Origin of the sequence: Shewanella sp. GD03713, assembly GCF_029843705.1 — a bacterium.
Taxonomy (GTDB): domain Bacteria; phylum Pseudomonadota; class Gammaproteobacteria; order Enterobacterales; family Shewanellaceae; genus Shewanella.
Window position 1 is genome coordinate 349,264 of record NZ_JAOCIW010000001.1, and the last position, 19,774, is coordinate 369,037.

The 19,774-nt window shown below is 48.5% G+C and carries 16 protein-coding genes; 2 read left to right on the plus strand and 14 right to left on the minus strand.

Going from position 1 to position 19,774, the window contains the following annotated elements; all coding sequences use genetic code 11:
* Nucleotides 1-17: 17 nt before the first annotated feature.
* The 3 genes from N5E87_RS01725 to N5E87_RS01735 form a co-directional block, all read right to left on the minus strand.
* Nucleotides 18-200 (minus strand): hypothetical protein, encoded by a 183-nt coding sequence (locus N5E87_RS01725; RefSeq protein ID WP_086903220.1) that lies wholly within the window; start codon nucleotides 198-200, stop codon nucleotides 18-20.
* 23 nt (nucleotides 201-223) lie between these two features.
* Nucleotides 224-547 carry a rhodanese-like domain-containing protein gene (locus N5E87_RS01730; protein ID WP_011627458.1) on the minus strand — a complete coding sequence of 108 codons (324 nt, stop codon included), beginning with the start codon at nucleotides 545-547 and terminating at the stop codon, nucleotides 224-226.
* Nucleotides 548-643: 96 nt separating this feature from the next.
* A complete protein-coding gene (locus tag N5E87_RS01735) occupies nucleotides 644-1,219 on the minus strand; it encodes an XRE family transcriptional regulator (protein ID WP_086903219.1) in 576 nt (191 codons plus the stop codon).
* Between the two features lie 129 nt (nucleotides 1,220-1,348).
* Here N5E87_RS01735 and N5E87_RS01740 point away from each other — a divergent pair, with 129 nt between their 5' ends.
* Nucleotides 1,349-2,536 (plus strand): benzoate/H(+) symporter BenE family transporter, encoded by a 1,188-nt coding sequence (locus tag N5E87_RS01740; protein ID WP_086903249.1) that lies wholly within the window; start codon nucleotides 1,349-1,351, stop codon nucleotides 2,534-2,536.
* A gap of 57 nt (nucleotides 2,537-2,593) precedes the next feature.
* On the opposite strand, the gene N5E87_RS01745 is transcribed toward N5E87_RS01740, so the two are convergent.
* The gene (locus tag N5E87_RS01745) at nucleotides 2,594-3,049 is read right to left on the minus strand and encodes a GNAT family N-acetyltransferase (RefSeq protein WP_011715552.1); all 456 of its coding nucleotides are present in this window, start codon (nucleotides 3,047-3,049) and stop codon (nucleotides 2,594-2,596) included.
* Nucleotides 3,050-3,633: 584 nt separating this feature from the next.
* Here N5E87_RS01745 and hhe point away from each other — a divergent pair.
* On the plus strand, nucleotides 3,634-9,345 hold the full coding sequence (gene hhe / locus N5E87_RS01750; RefSeq protein WP_086903217.1) for a DUF4011 domain-containing anti-phage protein Hhe: 5,712 nt from the start codon (nucleotides 3,634-3,636) through the stop codon (nucleotides 9,343-9,345).
* Nucleotides 9,346-9,729: 384 nt separating this feature from the next.
* Here the strand turns inward: hhe and N5E87_RS01755 are convergent, their stop codons facing one another.
* From N5E87_RS01755 to N5E87_RS01800, 10 genes are all read right to left on the minus strand, one after another.
* Entirely contained in the window at nucleotides 9,730-10,029 is a 300-nt protein-coding gene (locus N5E87_RS01755; protein WP_086903216.1) for a type II toxin-antitoxin system RelE/ParE family toxin, read from the minus strand.
* An 8-nt stretch (nucleotides 10,030-10,037) separates the two neighbouring features.
* Nucleotides 10,038-10,280 carry a type II toxin-antitoxin system Phd/YefM family antitoxin gene (locus N5E87_RS01760; RefSeq protein ID WP_086903215.1) on the minus strand — a complete coding sequence of 81 codons (243 nt, stop codon included), beginning with the start codon at nucleotides 10,278-10,280 and terminating at the stop codon, nucleotides 10,038-10,040.
* A gap of 193 nt (nucleotides 10,281-10,473) precedes the next feature.
* On the minus strand, nucleotides 10,474-11,217 hold the full coding sequence (locus N5E87_RS01765) for a hypothetical protein (protein WP_086903214.1): 744 nt from the start codon (nucleotides 11,215-11,217) through the stop codon (nucleotides 10,474-10,476).
* 10 nt (nucleotides 11,218-11,227) lie between these two features.
* The gene (locus tag N5E87_RS01770; RefSeq protein ID WP_086903213.1) at nucleotides 11,228-12,481 is read right to left on the minus strand and encodes a beta-ketoacyl-ACP synthase; all 1,254 of its coding nucleotides are present in this window, start codon (nucleotides 12,479-12,481) and stop codon (nucleotides 11,228-11,230) included.
* Nucleotides 12,482-13,207, minus strand: coding sequence for a 3-ketoacyl-ACP reductase FabG2 (locus tag N5E87_RS01775; RefSeq protein ID WP_086903212.1), 726 nt, complete (start codon nucleotides 13,205-13,207; stop codon nucleotides 12,482-12,484).
* A 125-nt stretch (nucleotides 13,208-13,332) separates the two neighbouring features.
* Nucleotides 13,333-13,872: a hotdog family protein gene (locus tag N5E87_RS01780; protein ID WP_086903211.1), complete on the minus strand. Its 540-nt coding sequence runs from the start codon at nucleotides 13,870-13,872 to the stop codon at nucleotides 13,333-13,335.
* Nucleotides 13,873-13,877: 5 nt separating this feature from the next.
* Entirely contained in the window at nucleotides 13,878-15,101 is a 1,224-nt protein-coding gene (locus N5E87_RS01785; RefSeq protein ID WP_086903210.1) for a beta-ketoacyl-[acyl-carrier-protein] synthase family protein, read from the minus strand.
* 96 nt (nucleotides 15,102-15,197) lie between these two features.
* On the minus strand, nucleotides 15,198-15,938 hold the full coding sequence (locus N5E87_RS01790) for a DUF3261 domain-containing protein (protein WP_086903209.1): 741 nt from the start codon (nucleotides 15,936-15,938) through the stop codon (nucleotides 15,198-15,200).
* 4 nt (nucleotides 15,939-15,942) lie between these two features.
* A complete protein-coding gene (locus tag N5E87_RS01795) occupies nucleotides 15,943-17,250 on the minus strand; it encodes an NAD(P)/FAD-dependent oxidoreductase (protein WP_279774948.1) in 1,308 nt (435 codons plus the stop codon).
* Nucleotides 17,251-19,770 carry an MMPL family transporter gene (locus N5E87_RS01800; RefSeq protein ID WP_279774949.1) on the minus strand — a complete coding sequence of 840 codons (2,520 nt, stop codon included), beginning with the start codon at nucleotides 19,768-19,770 and terminating at the stop codon, nucleotides 17,251-17,253.
* Between the last annotated feature and the right edge of the window lie 4 nt (nucleotides 19,771-19,774).

Genomic DNA, 19,774 nt, shown 5'->3' on the forward strand with positions numbered 1-19,774 from the left:
GTTTCTGCAGCAAGCGATTATTCGCACAGCTTGCAGCCAAGGGATATAGCGCTGGTTTCGATATAACGCACCTTAGTGCTGGCTTGGCCACGGTTGCGGCTCACGCTGTAGCGTGTTGCGCGAACCACTTTGGGCTGAGGCAGTTGTTCGCCGCTAGGTGGGCGTGGGCACTTTGTTATCATCTGCACCTCCTCACGCATCGTTGTTTTGCTTAGCTTAGGCCTTAGCTTGGCTGGCAGCACACTAAATCTTTTAGCGAGCCACCGTTGACCACACATTCAAAACCATTGGCCCTTAAAATATCGCAGCCCTTTTGGGCACGAATGCCTGCGCCGCAGTAAAGTACAAAGGGATGCTGTTTATTTTCGACCTGATGCAACCATTGGTCGAGCGTTGGCAGCGGTACGTTAATGGCCTGAGGCAAATGACCCGAGGCAAACTCCTCCGGTGAGCGCACATCGATAACGCGCGCACCTTGATCAATCAATTGCCAACATTTTTCACCGTTGCTGCTGCCAGATAATTTAGCCAGTAAAGATTGAAACATAGCTTTGCCCTCTATGATTAGAAAATTTTCAATAAGTTTATTCTAATGGATTGTCGGGCGCAAGCGCCAATCTGTTGGGCACTTTGCTTGTTGGCGTTACTCGGTGGCAGGCGCTTCCCTGTAGTAATGGATAAGATCATGAAACACCACAGGTTGATCGCTCAAGTTGCGGTAACCATGGGGTTTATCGGCGGCAAAGCGTACGGCCTCGCCCTGCTGTAATGGCTGCCACTGGCCATCGACTAACACTTCCATGGTGCCGCTCAGTACAATCACATGCTCGGTCACGCCCGCTTCATGGGGCTCGGAAAGGCGTTCATAGTGCGGCAATAGAGTGAGTTCAAACATCTCAAAACCAAAGCGTGGCTCAAAGGGAAATAGCGACGCCACTAACATGCCATCGGTTGCAGGCTTTTGGCGTAATGCATCTGCGTTACGAAAGACCGCGCCTTGGCTCTCGGGCGTTGGCTCCAGAAAAGTCGAGAGTGAAATATTAAAACCGCTGGCGATTTTCCACAGGGTAGCAATGGTGGGGCTAGATTCGCCGCGCTCAATCTGGCCTATCATGGCCTTGCTTACGCCTGTCTCGAGTGCCGCTTTATCTAAACTCCAACCCTTTTGACTGCGCAGTTGTTTTAGGGTCGCGGCAAGATAGCTGTTGATGGTCTGCATTAGGTTATGACGCTTAAAAAATTATTTGTACGTTATAACGCACAGGTGCTATCTTGTCCATCTCGTGCGTTATAGCGCACAAGTAATGGTGCGATGATCAAGGCGAAGGCAGGAATAGGAGTAGGGATGATGTGGCGCGAGGCTTTGGGACTATCAAAAATATCGGCGGGCTTTATTGCTGTGCTGGTGGGCTACAGCAGTTCGGCGGTGATTATCCTGCAGGCGGCGGATGCCGTGGGTGCGACATCGGCACAGATGAGTTCATGGCTGTGGGCCTTAGGTGTTGGCATGGGGCTCACCAGTATTGGCCTGTCTCTCTACTATAAAAATCCGGTACTTACGGCATGGTCGACCCCCGGGGCGGCGCTGATGGTCACCAGCCTTGCGGGATTAAGTATCCACGAAGCCGTCGGTGCCTTCCTGATCAGCTCTTTGTTGATCACCCTATGCGGCTTGGCGGGTTGGATGGATAAGCTTATTCGTATCATGCCGCAGTCAGTCGCGTCGGCCATGTTAGCGGGGATTTTACTGCAGTTTGGTTTAGGACTGTTTCAAGCAATGCAGACTCAACTGAGCTTAATCCTATTGATGTTATTAGTGTTTGTTGTGCTTAAGCCCTGGGCGCCGCGCTACATTATGTTACTCACCCTCGTCGTGGGGATAGGGATGAGTTATCAATTGGATCTACTGCAACTCGATAAGCTTGAACTGCAATTCGCGGCTCCCGTATGGATAGCGCCTGCGTTTTCTGTCACCAGCGTAGTGGGTGTGGCGCTGCCCTTATTTGTGGTGACTATGGCCTCACAAAATATGCCTGGGGTAGCAGCGCTCCACGGCCATGGTTATCGCCCGCCTATCTCGCCATTAATTACCGTGACGGGTCTGATGGGGGTATTGTTTGCCCCCTTTGGCGGTTTTGCCTTTAACTTATCCGCCATTACAGCGGCGATTTGCATGGGTAAAGAAGCTGACCCAAATCCCGCGACCCGTTACTGGGCGGCTGTGTGGGGCGGCGTGTTTTACTTTATCACTGGCTTACTTGGCGCCACTGTAGTTGGCCTCTTCGCCGCATTTCCGAAGGAGTTGGTGCTTGCGATTGCAGGATTAGCTCTGCTTGGCACCATAGGTAACAGTCTAACCGCAGCGCTCGCGGATAACGACGAGCGAGAAGTGGCGGTGATTACGTTTCTCGTCACCGCATCGGGTGTGAGTGTATTGGGGATCGGCAGTGCATTCTGGGGATTATTACTCGGATTTTTAATGCATTACTGGCACAAGCATCGCGCATTAACCACAACTAAACAGGCAAAAGCTTAGTTGTGGTTAGGTCTAGACTGAGGTTTGCTACCTTAGTGGATTGATGTGTGCAGAGGCCTAGAGCTTTTTGGTCATAAACAGGCTATTGGGGTCGAGCACGTAATCGGCAAAGGGGCCGCACAGCTCGAAACCAAATTTGGCATACAGGTTACGGGCAGGCTGGAAAAAGGCCATCGAACCTGTCTCTAGGCTCAGGCGCTGCACACCTGCGGCTTTGGCATCATTGATCAAGTGCTGCAATACCTTAGAAGCGATCCCTTGTTGTTTGTAGGTGGCGGCGGTACGCATCGATTTGATCTCCGCATGCTCGGCATCTAACCATTTTAGTGCACCGCAGCCTGCCAGATTGCGGCCATCCCACAGTGTCCAAAAGCGAATATTGGGTTGGCGCAGGCCATCAAGGTCTAATGCGTGCACGCTTTCTGGTGGCGAGGTTGCCCGCATATCTTCAAGGTGCTCAGTTAAAAGTGCTGCAATTTCAGGCCCTTTTAGATCATCTAGTATTATTTTCATTGTTGCTCTCAAGATTAAAATTCCCTGTGTTGGCGCTTATCCATCATTGCGTTATCGCGTTTGGTTGTTTTTAGGGGTAAAACGCTGCGGTGATTAAGCAAAGGGTAGGCCAAGAGTTTTTAGTTAAAGCTAAACGCAGAATCAAAGTCGTGGGGCTTCACCCACTGATTTTTAATCAAGAGTCGACCAAGGAGGACAGCTCGTCCTATTGATTTCACATCAGCCAAGACTCCCCCAACGGAGTTGAAAGCCCCTTGTGCTCATTGCAAAATTTGCTACAGCTTCCTAAATCCTCGATTTTCATCTGGCTAAATGGACGGAGCTATAAATTTGGAGCTGTATATACTACCAAATTGAAAAGACACTTCTCTTTTTTGAATGGAAATCTGTTAATATTCAGCATCATTGAGAGCTGATAATTAAATAACTTAAATAGTACGCTTGATAACAATCAAGTTAGTGTTATTTAAGCGGTTGAACACGGCTAGGTTATTGATTCTATAGTGTATGTTTGACTCTAAGAGAACAATAAATACTATAAAATTATTGTTTGAATGGAATTTGCTTAATGCAAAGGAGGCGCAATGGTAATCGCGAAAAACACATCTGATATAAAAGCAGACCTTTTTATTAGTTCATCACTTGAAATGATGCGCAAGAAGCTTCTTGACTTATCCGCTAGAAATCGCCTTCTAAATTTCCCAATTACGAACAAAACCTCTGCCCTGCGAATCGTCGACGAGTTACCCGACCAGCTTTCCAATGCTTTATGTTCTGATTTTACTATGGAGTTTGGACCCGTCGACGAACCGACCCGTGAACAGTTAATTGAGCATGGATATATACAAGTCGGAAAAGATAAAAAAGATGTGCAGTTAAAGCCTTTTCCCACTGCAATGGAGTGGGCCAAAGTACTAGGGATTAATACTTCTTATACTTTACCTGGCGGTGATCTGGGAGATGAATCTCCAGCAGTTAATAAGCAACTATTAGAAAAAGCCAGTGAATTTATCACTGAGTATGCATTAGCGCATAACGATAAACTAACGGGTATCCGCTCTCATTATGCTGAATATGGAGTTGATCTAGCGCTATTAACCGCCGCTTGTCACCAAGCTGGATACAAAGACCTTGGGGATTTTGAACGCCAAATCAAATCGGGTAATGGTGTTCAAATTGCCCAAGTACATTCGAAGCATACTGATAATAAGATCCAAGTATTGCTATTCCCTGGTGAATTAGAGGCCAGACTAAGAGCCATTTATAATAAAGCCCAGACTGCGTTAGAAGAAAGTGGCGCGAATATCTTGTATCTTGCTCTAGGCTTCCTGGAGTGGTATGAAGCCGATATTTCAGATAAAGCTCGCCTTGCGCCCTTGTTTAGCATTCCCGTCCGTCTTGAGCGCGGTAAGTTAGATCCCAAAGATGGCCTATATAAATATCAGCTGGTTTATACCGGCGAAGATATTCTGCCTAACCTTTCTTTGAAGGCAAAGCTACAAACTGACTTTGCGTTGGCTCTGCCTGATTTCGAAGACGATCAAACTCCCGATGATTACTTTTCAGCAGTTAACAAGCTTATCAAAAAGAATAAGCCTAACTGGTCCCTACAGCGTTTTGGATGCTTGGGATTGTTGAACTTTGGCAAAATGATGATGTATCTGGATCTAGACCCTGAGCGATGGCCACAGGGAGATAGAAACATCACTTCCCATAACGTAATTCGTCGTTTCTTTGTTAGCCAAAAAGGGGAGTCAGTCCCAGCTGGTGGGGATAGTTCTGGTGAACATGATATTGATGCTTACACTGATATTCATAATAAAGTGCCGCTTATTGATGATGCCGATAGTTCCCAGCACAGTGCTTTAATTGACGCTATTCAGGGCCGTGATTTAGTGATTGAAGGTCCCCCAGGCAGTGGTAAGTCTCAGACGATTACTAACCTAATCGCAGCAGCTTTAATGAATGGTCAAAAGGTACTGTTTGTTGCTGAAAAGATGGCGGCGCTAGAAGTGGTTAAAAGCCGTCTCGATAGGGCTGGCCTTGGTGAGTTTTGTTTAGAGCTGCATAGCCATAAAACACATAAGCGTAAAGTGCTGGACGATATTCAGGCGCGTGTGACTTTAAATGCAACGATGCCGAGTCAGATGGAAATCAATGCGCAAATTTTGCGTTACGAAGAGCTCAAGCAGCAACTGAACGAGTATGCCGCTTTAATCAATAAAGAGTGGGAGCAGACGGGCAAAAGTATCCACCAAATTTTGAGTGCTGCGACCCGTTATCGAAGCAAACTTGAGATAGATGCAACTTCACTTCATCTCAAAGATGTTAGTGGTCAATCTCTGAATAAAGTGAAGCAGTTACGTTTACAAGATCAGGTTGCGACATTCCAGCAGATATACCGTGAAATTCGGGAGCAACTTGGGCATGAAGTTGAAATCTACCAACACCCTTGGAGTGGTGTCAGAAATACTGAGATTCAGATATTTGATAGTGATCGTATTGTCGAATGTTTAGTTCAGTGGCAACAGTCACTTGAGATTTTTGCTCAAGAGTACCAGCTATTTATTAGTGATTGGAATATTGATGTTGATGGTATGGACTCTCTTAAACTGATAAATACGGTATTACAGGACCTTAATTCTTTAAAGCCTCTCGCTGGTGGAGAGGTATTTGAAGCTCTACGTTCTTTTGAAGCTGAAGGTGCTATCGAGAGTGTAAGAAGTTATCTTTCGGTTTTTGAGGACTTACAAAAACATTATCAGCAATTAAGCGAGAAGATTCATCCTGACAAACTCAATTCAATTGAACACATCCAACCGCAGGATATGCCTAAAACGGGATTAGATACTTTCGTTATTCCAAATGGGATAACGATTCGCGACCTAGTGAAGTGGTACGAGTCGTTAAATAAGGCCTCACTTACACTTGGTATGCTGACTAATGAGTTAAGTGACTTTAAGCAAGCTCTCCCTTCGGCGATTTCTAATGCAATGGATGATAGTCGTAATGGCTTGCAATTTACGGCTCAGTTACTTCAGGTTATTGCTGGTTTACCGACAGAATTAATACCTCTTCGTGATTCGGTATTTGATGACGATGTTGTTGATACCACGTTAAAAACGCTATCTAAACAATGTGCCGTACTTAGACCTTTAAAAGAAAGCCTTTCTAAAACCTTTTTACTGGAACAATTACCCACAGCCGAAGAGCTCAGTCAGGCCGTTTTGGTGTTACAACAGGGTGGAATACTGTCTTGGTTTAACAGCAATTGGCGACAAGCACGCACATTACTCAAGTCAGTCATTAATCCAGCCATTAAATTCGCTAAAGCCAAGAATCAATTTGACGAGTTAGTTAAATATCGCTCCGAGCTGAAACAATTTGATGCATGCGATCATGCTCGTTCGTTAGGCAATGCTTTTAGAGGTATTGAGACTGACTATGAACAGCTAACCGCCTTACGTCAGTGGTATATCAGAGTAAGAGAAACCTACGGTGTAGGTTTTGGTCCCAAAGTCGCTATTGGTACGAGCGTTTTAGGGTTGGATTCAACATTAATTAAGGGTGTCCACCAGCTAGAAAAGCAAAAGCTTTCATCGGTATTGCTTGAAACAATATCTATGATCGATAGTTTATTACAGCGTCTACCCAAAAAATCTGTAAATCTAAATCAGCAGCAACAACTTGTATGGGTTGGTGAAGGTTCTTTGCTGGATAGTCTCAGTCTGGAAGTGAGGCAAGCTTTAGAACAACTGCAAAGCTGGTACTTGAGTGATGACACTTTGCTCAGTGAAGCAGGAAAATTAGTTAATGCTATTAAGCAAATGCAGCAATGGCATCAAGAGTTAGCTGACAAGCGGCCCCTATTAGAACCATTTGCAGATAAGACTATGCCATTGTCTTTTGGGGTGCATAAAGATAATAGTTCGTCTATTGGTGTTATCAGCTCCACCTTAGATTTAGCTGAGCATCTTTTAAAGCAAGTGAGCAGTACTTCTTTTGCTGCTTGTGTAAGGCAGCTTGAGAATGCACAAAATTATGAAGAATTGCTTGGAGAAGGAGCAAGACTTAAGGAACTAAGAAACAATCAGGCTGACAAATTGTCGGTGTTTGAGTCTGAAACCGAGCTAGATGTCGAGATGTGGTTTAGACCTGTTGATGATTCACTTAAAGGATTGATCATTCGTAATCAGCGCGCAATTTCGCAGCCTCGATGGTTGAATGGTTGGGTTAATTTCACTCGTAATCGAATGCAGATGCATGAGCTTGGATTAGAGCGGATCTGGGAAGCGGTATTTAATGGTGCTTTGGATATCGAGCAAGCTGATTTGGCCTTGGATTTGGCGTTGAATGATCAGTTGTCGAGGGAGATTATCAATCAACATCCAGATTTGGCTAGAGTTTCAGGTACGCAACGTAACGCGATCCAAACCAAATTTAAAATCTACGATAAAAAGCTATTCAAGCTACAACGAGAACGTATTGCAGCCAAAATTGCATCTCGCTCAGTGCCTGAAGGTAACTCCGGTGGCCGTAAAAGTGAATATACCGACTTTGCTCTGATAAGAAATGAGTTGGGTAAGAAGACTAAGCATATCCCAATTCGGCAATTGGTTAACCGTGCAGGAGAAGCACTGTTAGCGTTGAAACCTTGTTTTATGATGGGGCCAATGTCTGCTGCTCATTACCTTGCACCTGGCAGATTAGAGTTTGACTTAGTAGTGATGGATGAAGCTTCGCAGGTCAAACCCGAAGATGCGCTTGGTGTGATTGCTAGAGGCAAGCAAATTGTTGTAGTGGGTGACCCCAAACAGTTACCGCCCACGAGCTTTTTCGATCGTTCAATTGAAAGTGATGATGACGAGGAAGTTGCAGCATTAGGGGATACCGACAGTATTCTAGATGCTTCACTGCCCCTATTTCCGATGCGTCGTTTACGTTGGCATTATCGCTCTCAACATGAAAAGTTAATCGCTTATTCTAACCGTCATTTCTACAACAGCGATTTGGTTATTTTCCCCTCTCCAAATGCGGATTCCCCCGACTACGGTATCAAATTTAGCTATGTGGCTGGTGGACGGTTTACGAATCAACACAATATCGAAGAGGCAAATGTTGTTGCGCGGGCAGTAGTAAAGCACGCACAAACTCGTCCTGAAGAATCAATTGGCATCGTAGCGATGAGTTCTAAACAGCGGGACCAAATTGAACGTGCTTTGGATGAGCTTTGCCGCTCAGATGCTTCAGCAGAAGCGGCAATTAGTAAGCTTCGTGTCCATGATGAGCCTCTGTTTATCAAAAACTTAGAAAACGTGCAGGGGGATGAACGTGATGTCATTTATATCTCTTTCACATATGGCCCTGCCGAGGTCGGAGGTAAAGTTTATCAACGCTTTGGACCGATAAACTCGGATGTGGGCTGGAGACGATTAAACGTACTGTTTACTCGCTCCAAAAAGCGGATGCATGTGTTTAGCTCTATGCGTGCTGAAGATGTGCTAACGAGTGAGACTAGTAAGCGAGGTGTTATCGCGCTTAAAGGTTTCCTGCAATTTGCTGAAAAAGGCATGTTGGATTCAATTTCGACTTCTACAGGGAAAGGGCCGGATAGTGATTTTGAAATTGCGGTAATTGAAGCTTTAACAAAAGAAGGATTTGAATGTGAGCCTCAGGTGGGGGTTGCAGGATTTTTTATTGATATAGCTGTTAAGGACCCTGGTAGTCCTGGACGCTATTTAATGGGGATTGAATGTGATGGAGCCGCTTATCATTCGGCGAAGTCTGCTCGGGATCGCGACAGATTAAGACAGGAAGTATTGGAGCGTTTAGGCTGGAAGATCAACCGTATTTGGTCAACTGATTGGTTTGGCAACCCAGAAGAGGTGTTAGCACCAATTATTCGAGAACTTCATGAACTGAAGTCAGCAATAAAAGTGACTGTGCCGAATTTGGATGTTGATGAAACAGAAGAAACCGTAGTTCAACCTGCAGTTGCATCAGTAGTCTTGAATCAACCTGCAGCAGAGTTGAGTTTAAAGGAAAAACTAAGACATTTTGCGCAGCATGTTATCGAGTTGGGCAGTCCTCATACAGAGGATGATTGCCGATTGCTGCGACCTGCAATGATTGAAGCGCTTTTGGAACATCAGCCTTTATCTCGTTCTGAATTTGTCGAGCGGATTCCACAATATTTAAGACAGTCAACTGATTCGTCGGGGGCGCAAAGGTACCTTGACCATGTTCTAGCATTAATAGATGGTTCAGATTCAGTACCCAGTAATATAACTGTTTAATGAAATTATGAATCGTGAGTTGAAAATCTAATTTGGGTGAGTTGAGGTGCTAGCATGTGTTGCTTCCTTACACCTTGTATTGGTATTTATGTAGAGGACTCTTTTAAGTCGAAGAAGTTACCGATGCATGGTGATTGGCGAGACGAGCGTCCGCCCCATGGCCGCTTTTTGGCATTCATGCCATCGTGGCATTTGTGAATCCTTTCACATCAGATGTGGCGACCCTGTATCTAAGGATGGACTTGAACAACATCCGTGTTTAACGGCCAGTTCGCCGTCCATGGCTCTCGTTCATAAGCTTAGAAAACCTAGGTTTCTATTCAGCGTGTCGTCGAGCCAGTACAGTAGTTGGCCTCACGCCTACTGCAAATACGCCAGATATAGCTATTTCAGATGATTTTGGGGTAGTTGTGGTTGACCTAACAGGGCAACGATAAGGATAAAGTCGTCTTCTTTGGTGAAGTAGGCTGTGTGTTTACCGATAGGAAAGTAGAAACCGTTGGGGTAAATATCGTTGCAGCTTCTGCCTAATCCGGGGTGATTGGCTAACATTTGCAAGCCGGATATTAGGCTTTGTTTGTATTTGTGCCACTGCGACTCAGAAAAGTGTTGAAGGGTGTAGTCTTTAATCTTTAGTAGGTGAGCCTGAGCTAACCTACTCAGTTTATAGCGTTTATTATTCATGTGAGTAGCTACAGGGCGTTAAGAAAATCTTCACCATCAACCACATTGCCCTTCGCTAAATCTTCTTTGGCTGCGTTGAAACAGTGCTTCAGATAGTCGGCTTTCATCGCCTCAAGCTGTTCGTAATCGTGGATAGACATGACCACAACCACATCTTTACTGTTTTTGCTGATCTTGATGGGTTCACGTTGAGCGTTTAGCAGCAACTCACCGAAATTTCGTTTGGCGTCATTGGCGGTTAATGTTTGCATGAGTTAAGCCCCGTTTTGGAAAGACAGTGGCAGTATAGTTTATTGAGTGAAATGGTCAAAATGATTAAATCGTGCGATTTGTGCTAAAGATGGATTATCTTGATTGGTTTGATGATGGTTTGCCTACCAAAGAGATCAAAAAGCCGAGATGATTCTCGGCTTTTTGTTAATGCTTTTACTCATCCAAAGAGGATTAGTAGTACTTCTTCAGATAGCTCTCGGCGTAGCTTTTCAGCTTTTTGTTTGGGTTGTTGTTGGCAATATTTTCAATGACTTCGCGGTATTGCGTATTGCCTGATGCGGCGAGGGCCTTGGCCATATTGGCGTAGGTATCGATGGCTAACTTGTCGTTGCTCATTAGGCGTGGATTTTTAAGCTCAACGCTCAGACGCTCTAACAGAAAATCATCGTAGTTTTGATCGTCCATCATGCGTTTAGCGGCAAGGCGCATCAACTCTAAATCGTCGCTCTTTAACGCATTGGCATAGGCATTGTTTTTAGGGCTTTGTTCGGCCACATATTGGCTCTTGTCCGCTAAAATGGCGTTCCATTTTTTGTATTTATCTAGGTTCTCAAGTGCTTGGGTCGCGTACTTTTTCAGTTTTTTATGAAAGTTACCACGCACTATGCTGTTGATAGTTTCGCTGTACTTATCGTTACCCGAGTAAGCTAGGCCTTTGACTAACCAAGCGCTGTAGTCTATGGCATTTTTCTCGGTGGCGAGGGGCAGCGATTCGATCAATTTGGCCTCTAACACATCGTAAATGGCGGGATCGGATAATCCGGCAATCGTCAGGGCTTCGATGGCTTGTTTTTGCTTAAATTGATTGTCGCCTTTAAAAATTTCTTGATAGGTTTCAACCGTGTATTCCTCTGCCCATAGGGGAGAGCTAAATAAACTGATGCCGAGTAATATGCTTGCTACTAATGGTTTCATTGATATGTCCTTATGTCGTTTTCCAGCGTTTAAAAATCAGTGAGGTGTTGATGCCGCCAAAGGCGAAGTTATTGCTCATCACATAGTCGGTGTCGAGCGCACGTGGCTCGCCGCGAATGTAATCGAGTGCGGCACATTCTGGGTCGATATTGTCGAGGTTGAGCGTCGGGGCAAACCAACCCGCATTCATCATCTCAATACTCACCCAAGCTTCTAACGCGCCGCAGGCGCCTAAGGTATGGCCTGTATAGCTTTTAAGGGATGAAATCGGCATATCCGCACCGAAGACGGCATGGGTCGCATGGGTTTCGGCAACATCACCACGGTCGGTCGCTGTGCCGTGGGCATTTACATAGCCAATGGCATCGGGCGTGAGCGCCGCATCCTTAAGGGCTAAGCGAATGGCGATTTCCATGGTATCGCTATTGGGCTGAGTCACATGCTGACCATCGGAGTTAGTGCCAAAACCGACGATCTCGGCGTAAATTTTCGCGCCGCGCGCCATGGCGTGTTCTAACTCTTCGAGTACCAGCGTACAAGCGCCTTCACCAATCACTAAACCGTCGCGATGGGCATCGAAGGGGCGAGGCGTTAACTCAGGGGTGGCATTTTTAGTGCTGGTGGCAAACAGGGTGTCGAATACCACGGCCTCGGTCGGGCAGAGTTCTTCACCGCCGCCCGCGAGCATTAAGGTCTGTTGCCCGTATTTGATGGCCTCATAGGCGTAACCTATGCCTTGGCTGCCCGAAGTACAGGCGCTGCTGGTGGTATGAATGCGTCCCTTAAGACCAAAGAATACCCCCACGTTTACCGCAGTGGTGTGTGCCATCATGCGGATATAGCTGGTGGCGGTGACGCCTGACATATCGCCATTTTTGAGCATATCGCCAAAGGCGACCAGCGGGTCAGTACTGCCAGTGGAGGAACCATAGGCAATGCCCATTTCCCCCGAGGTGACGATAGGGTCGTCCAATAGTCCAGCATCTATCAGCGCAAGTTCGCTGGCGCGAGTCGCCATAATCGAGACGCGTCCCATGGAGCGGATCTTTTTGCGGGAATAGTGGCTCGGCACCTCAAAGTCGGTAATGGGCGCAGCAAGGCGGGTGTTTAGTCCGTCGTATTTGTCCCATTCCGCCATCGTCACGACACAATTTTTTTGTGCCTTAAGGCTGCTTGCGATACTCGGCCATTCATGGCCTAGGGCGCTGATACCGCCGATACCGGTAACGACGACACGTCTGCCTAGGGGATTGCGCTGGGTCATTTAGATCATGCCTCCATTCACCGAAATCACTTGGCGCGTAATATAGGCGGCATCGTCCGACATTAAAAAGGCGGCTAACGCTGCGATTTCATTGGGTTTACCCATGCGGCGCATCGGCACTAACTGCTCGACCATATCCTTAGGAATATCCGCCACCATATCGGTTTCGATCAAACCTGGGGCGATACAGTTTACAGTGATCTTACGTTTGGCCAGCTCTAAGGACAGCGCCTTAGTCGCGCCAATCAATCCGGCCTTAGAGGCGCTGTAATTGACCTGTCCACGGTTGCCCGCGATACCTGACACTGAGGCTAGAGTGATGATACGGCCACCCTTGCGCCCTTGTACCATGGGCATAACACAGGGATGAATCACATTATAAAAACCATCGAGGTTAGTGTGGATCACGCTGTCCCACTCGGTTTCGCTCATCGCTGGGAAGGCATTGTCACGGTTGATGCCCGCATTGAGTATCACGCCATAATAGGCGCCATGGGCTTCGATATCGGCTTCTATGGCGGCTTTTACGGCGGCGCGGTCGGCAACATCAAACTTTAATAGGCTGACGTTCACCCCAAGGGCGCTAAGTTCTGCGGCGCTGGCATCGGCTGCGGCCTGATTGCTGTGATAATGCAGGGCGATATCGTAGCCCGCAGCGGCCAGTTTAAGGGCGATGGCTTTGCCAATACCGCGGCTCGAACCTGTGACTAATACTCTGTTATTCATTTTTATTTCTCCACCCGCGATGCTTGATGATGAGTTGTTTATGCATCAAAGGGCTAAATCCTTTTGTAGTGCGACTGACGTTGCGTCGGTTTAAAGCTTGGCGCTTGTGAGCGCTAGGCCAGACATTAAGCCTGACTGGAGGCGATATACGCTTGGGTGTCCTGGGGTTGGAACACGTTCACATTGGCCTCGGCCACAAGTTGTGGTGTTTGCTCCGCTCCCGCCTCGGGCAACAGATAAATCTGGCAATCGAATACCGCCAGTCCCGACTCTTCTTGATAGAGGCGTTTAACCTGAGTGCGGTATCGACGGTTGAGTTCGTACTGCGCTGTGTGTAAGGCTAATTTACGCGATCCCAATAAAAAACCCACTCGGATTTTATCGTGGCGCAGTTTGGCCTCAACACCGGCGAGTGCTGCGATGCTCTGCGCCATATATTCGATGCCCACATAATTGGGGACGGCCTGACGTTGCTCGTCAAAATAAGCACTCTGCGGGCTGATCTGCACTTCGGTTTCGAGCGCATCCTGCTGATGGCGAATTATCTTATCAATCAAGATCATCGGCGCGCGGTGCGGAATAAAATCGGCAATATTCTGCTCGGCTAATTGTTGCAGCCACATCGGCTCGGCGGGTGCCATTGCAGTGTCAGTAGAACTAGACATAAAACTTAAGCCCCTTTACGGCAAAAAATCAGGCTGGCATTGCTGCCACCAAAGGCGAAGGAGTTGCTCATCACATAGTTAAGCTTGCCATGCTCGGCGCATTGCTTGGGCGCGACTAAGGCTATGTTGGGATCCTGTGGATCTGGCTGCCCATCATACCTGTGGGGAGGCAGGGCAAGATGGTGATTATGGGGTGAGAGCAGTAAATAACAAAATGCGGCTTCAATCGCGCCCGCGGCACCTAAGGTATGGCCAACCAGCGGTTTAGTTGAGCTTGCGGGTGGCGGCGCTTCGCCAAATACCGAGAGTACGGCGCGGCTTTCCATCGCATCATTTTTAGGCGTTGCTGTGCCATGTAAGTTTATATAATCAATCTGTTGCGCCGAAATGTGTGCATCATCAAGCGCGGCCTGCATGGCGGCAATTGCCCCCGCACCTTCGGGGTGCGGCGCCGACATATGGTGCGCATCGCTCGACTCGCCTATGCCTGCAAGCAATACATTCGCTTGCGTTGAGCCGAGTGTTTCGTTTTCCGCTAGGGTCAGGGTAAACAGCGCGGCGCCTTCACCGATATTGATGCCATCACGATTGGCGCTGAAGGGATTGCAATGCCCCTTGGAAACCGACTCTAAGGCGTGAAACCCGTTGACTGTCAGTTGGCACAGGCTGTCGATACCGCCAACGATCACCATATCGCACAGCTTGGCCTCGAGTAGGCGTTTGGCGCTGGCAAATACCTTAGCGCTGGATGAGCAGGCGGTCGAAATGGTGTAGCAAGGGCCTTGAAGCTCAAATAACTGGCGTAAAAAATCGCTGGTGCTGCCGAGTTCCTGCTGGAAGTAATGGTAATCGGCGGGGAAGTGGCCGTGTTGATTCCGATAGGCCAAGGCGGCTTCGCCCTTCGAAATCCCCGAGGTGCTGGTGCCTAAGACTACGCCGATGTGGTCGGCACCAAAGTCACTTTTGGCTTGCTCAACGGCGTCGCGAATTTGCAGTGCGGCAGCCAGGAGTAATTGATTATTGCGACAATCGAATTGCACCAGTGCGGCAGGTATCGTCGGTAACGGCTCAGTGACGGGCGCGACCAGTGTCGACTCCCCAAATAACAGGGTGTCACTGGTTTGCATGGCACTGGTATCGCCTGCAATCAAGCGGGCTAACACCTGCTCGGGCGTTTGCCCTAACGGGGTACACAATCCAATCTGTGTAATGGCGACTCTGTTGTTCATTGCTGCTTGCTATACCTATGGCCTTTGATGTGAGCAATGCTAAAAGCTCATATCGATTGGCTGTTAACGGGTGCCTATGGCATGGTCAAAAGACGATTAAATGGGTTGTATCTCTAACTCAAATTTTGCCTGTGGCATGGTCAAATTAATGTGTGCCTGCCAGAGAGCATCGTCGCTCTGTTGCTGATAACGAATTTGTATCACTTGAGTCTGATTATCACTGCGACTGATCAGCGTGTCTTGGCTATAAAACTGGCGACAGGGAATAGCGTCACACAATCCTGTCACTAACTCGCCGCCCTCTAAATGGCTTTTAATACTCTGCTCAGGCCAATAGATGAGTTGCATCATCGCCATCAGGTATTCGGCCTTAAACTCATCCCCTAGCAAAAGACTCTGTTCACTGCTGAGTGTATTCCCATCGTAAACCAAGGTAAACAATGCCTGCCCAAGGGGCGCGAGCCCGACCAGCGTCATCCGTTCCCCTTCGAGTTCGAGCTGGGTGAGTAGCTCGTGGGTGTTATCGCCCACCTTAATGCTCACCTTCTGACTAAAGGACTGGGGTGAGGATACCCCAGCTTTGCTGTCGTTTTGCTGACTCTGGCTTTGAGTCTGGCTTTGGGGCGTATTTGTCTGAGGCTTGGTAAGCGTTTTCTCGATCGCTGGGCCAAAATCGTGGGGGAGTGGCGCTAAGCAGTAACGCATATCTTTCGCCAAACCGACACAGGTTTGCCGATAGAGCAGCTCGCTGCATCCCATCAAGCCTAGGCTGATCAGGAGCAAGCAAAACGTCGCAATGGCTTTGGGGCGACCGTTGGCGTTAAGGCTTAAGCGCATCGAATTACACCTCGGCTAATTCGCTAATAGCTGGCTCGGCGCTGAGTTCGGCTTCTTGCCGACATAGCTCGACCACCATATTCAGGCGTCGCTCGGAATCTTTTACAAAGGGATTTTGCACATCCCAAGCATAGCCCGCCAAAATCGAGCAGATCATCTGTTTGATTTTTGGATTCGGGTTTTCGTAAAAAATCACATCTTGGAATCGGCCATCGTACCAAGCCTGCACATAAGTGCGGAAGGTGTTTACCCCTTGCATTAACGGCGCCGAGTACTCGGCGGGCCAATCTACCGTGTCGCCATTTAGCTGTTTAAGCACGCATTTCGCCGCCATCGATGCCGATTGCATGGCGATAGTCACGCCCGATGAGAATACCGGATCGAGAAACTCACCCGCGTTGCCCAGCAGGGCAAACTTGTCGGTGGCGAGGCGCGATACGTTGGCCGAGTAACCCTTGAGTGTCGCACAGGGCTGGGCGACTTTAGCATTGGCCAGCAATGCTTTCAGGCCGGGTTCTTCTTTGACTATGGTCAGTAGCTGCTGCTCTAAATCGCCTTCGAGGCGCGCGAGTAACTGCGGCTCTGCCACTACGCCGAGCGAGCAGCGACCGTTGCTGAAGGGAATTAACCAGTACCAAATATCCTGATGCTGCGGGTGTACGCTAATTAAAATCTTGTTCCGGTCGAAGTTGGGATCGCTGATGTTATCTTCCACATGGGTAAAGATAGCACTGCGGGTCGGCAGTGATGACGGCGTTTCGAGGTCGAGTAGCCGTGGCAATACTCGGCCAAAACCACTGGCATCGAGCACATATTGTGCCTCAACTTGGTACAACTCACCTTGTTCATTACGCACGCTTAAGCGTGGATTGGCGCTTAAATCGATTGCCTCAACGGTTTCACCGTAACGGATTTCTACCCCAAAGCTTGCTGCGGTATCGGCAAGCAATTTGTCGAAGTTTGCCCGTTGCACCTGGAAGGTTGTGCCCGGCCCTGGGGTAAATTTATCGGTAAAGTCGAAGGTGGTATACACCCCATCGCGACGGAATGCCGCGCCATTTTTATATTGGAATCCCGCCGCATTCAGCGCCTCCAACATGCCCGCTTCTTCAATAAATTGCATGCAGCAGGGCAGCAGGCTCTCGCCGATAGAAAAGCGTGGAAAGTGTTGTTTTTCTAACACTAATACCCGTTTGCCTTGCTTATGCAACAGGCTAGCGGCAATTGAGCCCGAGGGGCCTGCGCCAATAATGGCCACATCGACGGAAAGGGAGTGAGACTGTGCGAAACTTGCTGCAGTGGATGTGGACATTTAAATAACATTCCTTGTAGGTATCGAGACCTTGTTGGTGGTTAAAACCTGACTGGTGGTCAAAATCAATGGCGAAAGTACAAAGGTAAACCCTATGCCGAGGGACAGAGTTAATCCAAAATAATGAATAGCTTGGGTTTGGCTAAAGGCGAGCAAGCCAAAGGCCAATAGGGTCGAGCAGGCGGACATAAACACCGCCATCATCACTGCCTTGCCATGTTGCTCTGCGGAGGCAAAGAACAAACTGTAATCTATCCCAATCCCGAAGACTAAAATCAGCGCCAGCGCATGAAACAAGCTTAAGGGCGAGCCGACTAAGCCTAAAATGGCCAAGGTGAGTAAGGCGGCCAGCGCGGGTACGGCGACCACTAATGCGGCTCTTTTAACGCCAAAGCTCAGGCTAAATAGTAAGAGGGCGATAACGAGCGCCAGCCCCAATAACTTGAGGGTAAGCAGGCGATAGTGGCCCATCACAGTGGAAATATCCGCCACTTTATCAATAAGTTGTACCTGCGGATCCTCGGCAAAGCGCGCCTTGAGGGCCGCTATATCTTCAATTCCACCAAGCAGCACTATGGCGCCATGGCTATCGTTCCCTAGGTTGGCATTATCTAGACTGGTCGTTGGCTCTGTTGAGTGATCAAGCTGTGCGAATCCCTGCGGTGCAAGCCAGAGTGGGGCTAACTGTTTGCCTATGCCCTGTTCGAAAAAATCCGTCGGGGTGATATAGCTATCCTTGGCGGCAAGATAGGCGGCAGAAAGCTCGGGTGCTAGGCCGTCATCGAGGCCAATGCTGTTTAGCACTGTGGTTAATTGCGATTGGTAAATCTTGCCCTGCAATTGATACGCCGCATCCTGCTTTTGCTTGCTCGGCAGATAACGGCTAAGGCTGACATAGTTGCCCAGCTCTTGCTGCTTAATGGCGGCATCGAGCTGCGGACTTAGGGCTTCGAGTCGTTGCAGTAAGGCTTCTTCGCTGGGGGCGCGCACCAATAAAAACTGGTTATCCGTGCCGCCACTGAGTAATTTTCTGAGCTTGTCTTCAGGCTCTGTCACGCTCGCAGGGCTTTGCTGTAAATGGCGAATATCATCGTCGACGTTAAGTTTGCTGATCCCCAATAGGCAGACTCCCGCGAGCACTAAGGCAAACAGACTCAATCCCCATGGCGAGATCAGTTTATTGGAGAATCCGGTGAGTCTCGCAAGATAGGCCTCTGCAAGGGTTAACGGACGTTCCCCCGAAGGCAACTTGCTGCCCGCCAATAATGGATAGGCGAGCACTAACGTCAGGTAGGCGCCGAGTAAACCCGAGGCGCAGAAAATCGCTACCTGCTGCATGCCGGGAAACGGTGCTAAACCGATACCGACATAGGCTAAGGCGCTGGTGATAAAGGCCAGTGACACTGTGGGGAATATATAGGCCACGGTCGCCTGCGCGCTTCGCTGATGGTCGCTTAACCGCTCGCAGTAAAAATGAAAGCTGTAGTCAATGGCAATCCCAATCAGGCTAGTGCCAAAGACGAGAGTGAGTAAATGCAGTTCCCCGAACACACTTAAGGTGAAGGTCACCGCCAGCAGCAGACCGCTGCCGATTGTCACCATCGCCAGCAAGAGTGGCATCACGGAGCGAAAGGCGAGCCAAACCAATAACACTACGCCAAGTAAAGAAGCGAGACCGAGGACAGAGATTTCACTCTTAGCAGTATTGGTAGCCTCGATGGCATGAAACAATGCACCCGCCTGTAACACTTGTATGCTGGGGTATTGCGCGCTGACGGCATTCAGCGCCTGAGCGAGAGCCGCTTGCTGGCGTAATTGCGCATTCGGGTTAAAGGCGCTTTCTGTGCCCTTTGCCATCATAATGGCAGCCACGTCTTCACTGCTATTAACACCTTGTTTGGTATCAACACTTTGTGGATGAGCGATTAAAATTCCTTGATTGGCGCTCAGCTTCGAGTTGGGCGCAAGGGCGAGCAAATTGTCGGGAAACAACAGCAAAGGATCTTGGGTCAAGAGTTGGCTATTGGCATAACTAAAGGCGTTGTAGAGCTGCTGAGTGGCTGAGGCAATTAAGTGCTCGAGGCCATTATGGCTTAAGGCTTCGGTTTGTTCAGGCGTGAGCAGTTTAAATCTATAAGGGAAATAAAATTGTCCTAGGGCTTCACCCAACTGCAGATCGGCGCTGCGAATATCGGTAAAGGCGGTATTTTGAGTCTTAAGCTGCTCCATCAGGAGTGTGGCCGCCGCAATCGCCTGAGGTTCATCCTTGGCAATCAGGGCGAGATATACTTGATCGGCGAGTGTCGATTCCACTTGTTCGAGGGCGCGCGCTGTGAGCGCGTCCTGCTGCAGATGGGGCAACATGGCGAGAATATCGCTTTGAACCTTTGCCCCATTTTGCCACAGTTGCAGCGTCCAAAGGCTCGCCGCCAGCATCAAACACAGCCAAATAGCGAAGCGCCATTTAGTCGAGGTTTGCATCAGGCTGTGGCCAATACGCGTGGCAATCTTGGGCGCCATGTTT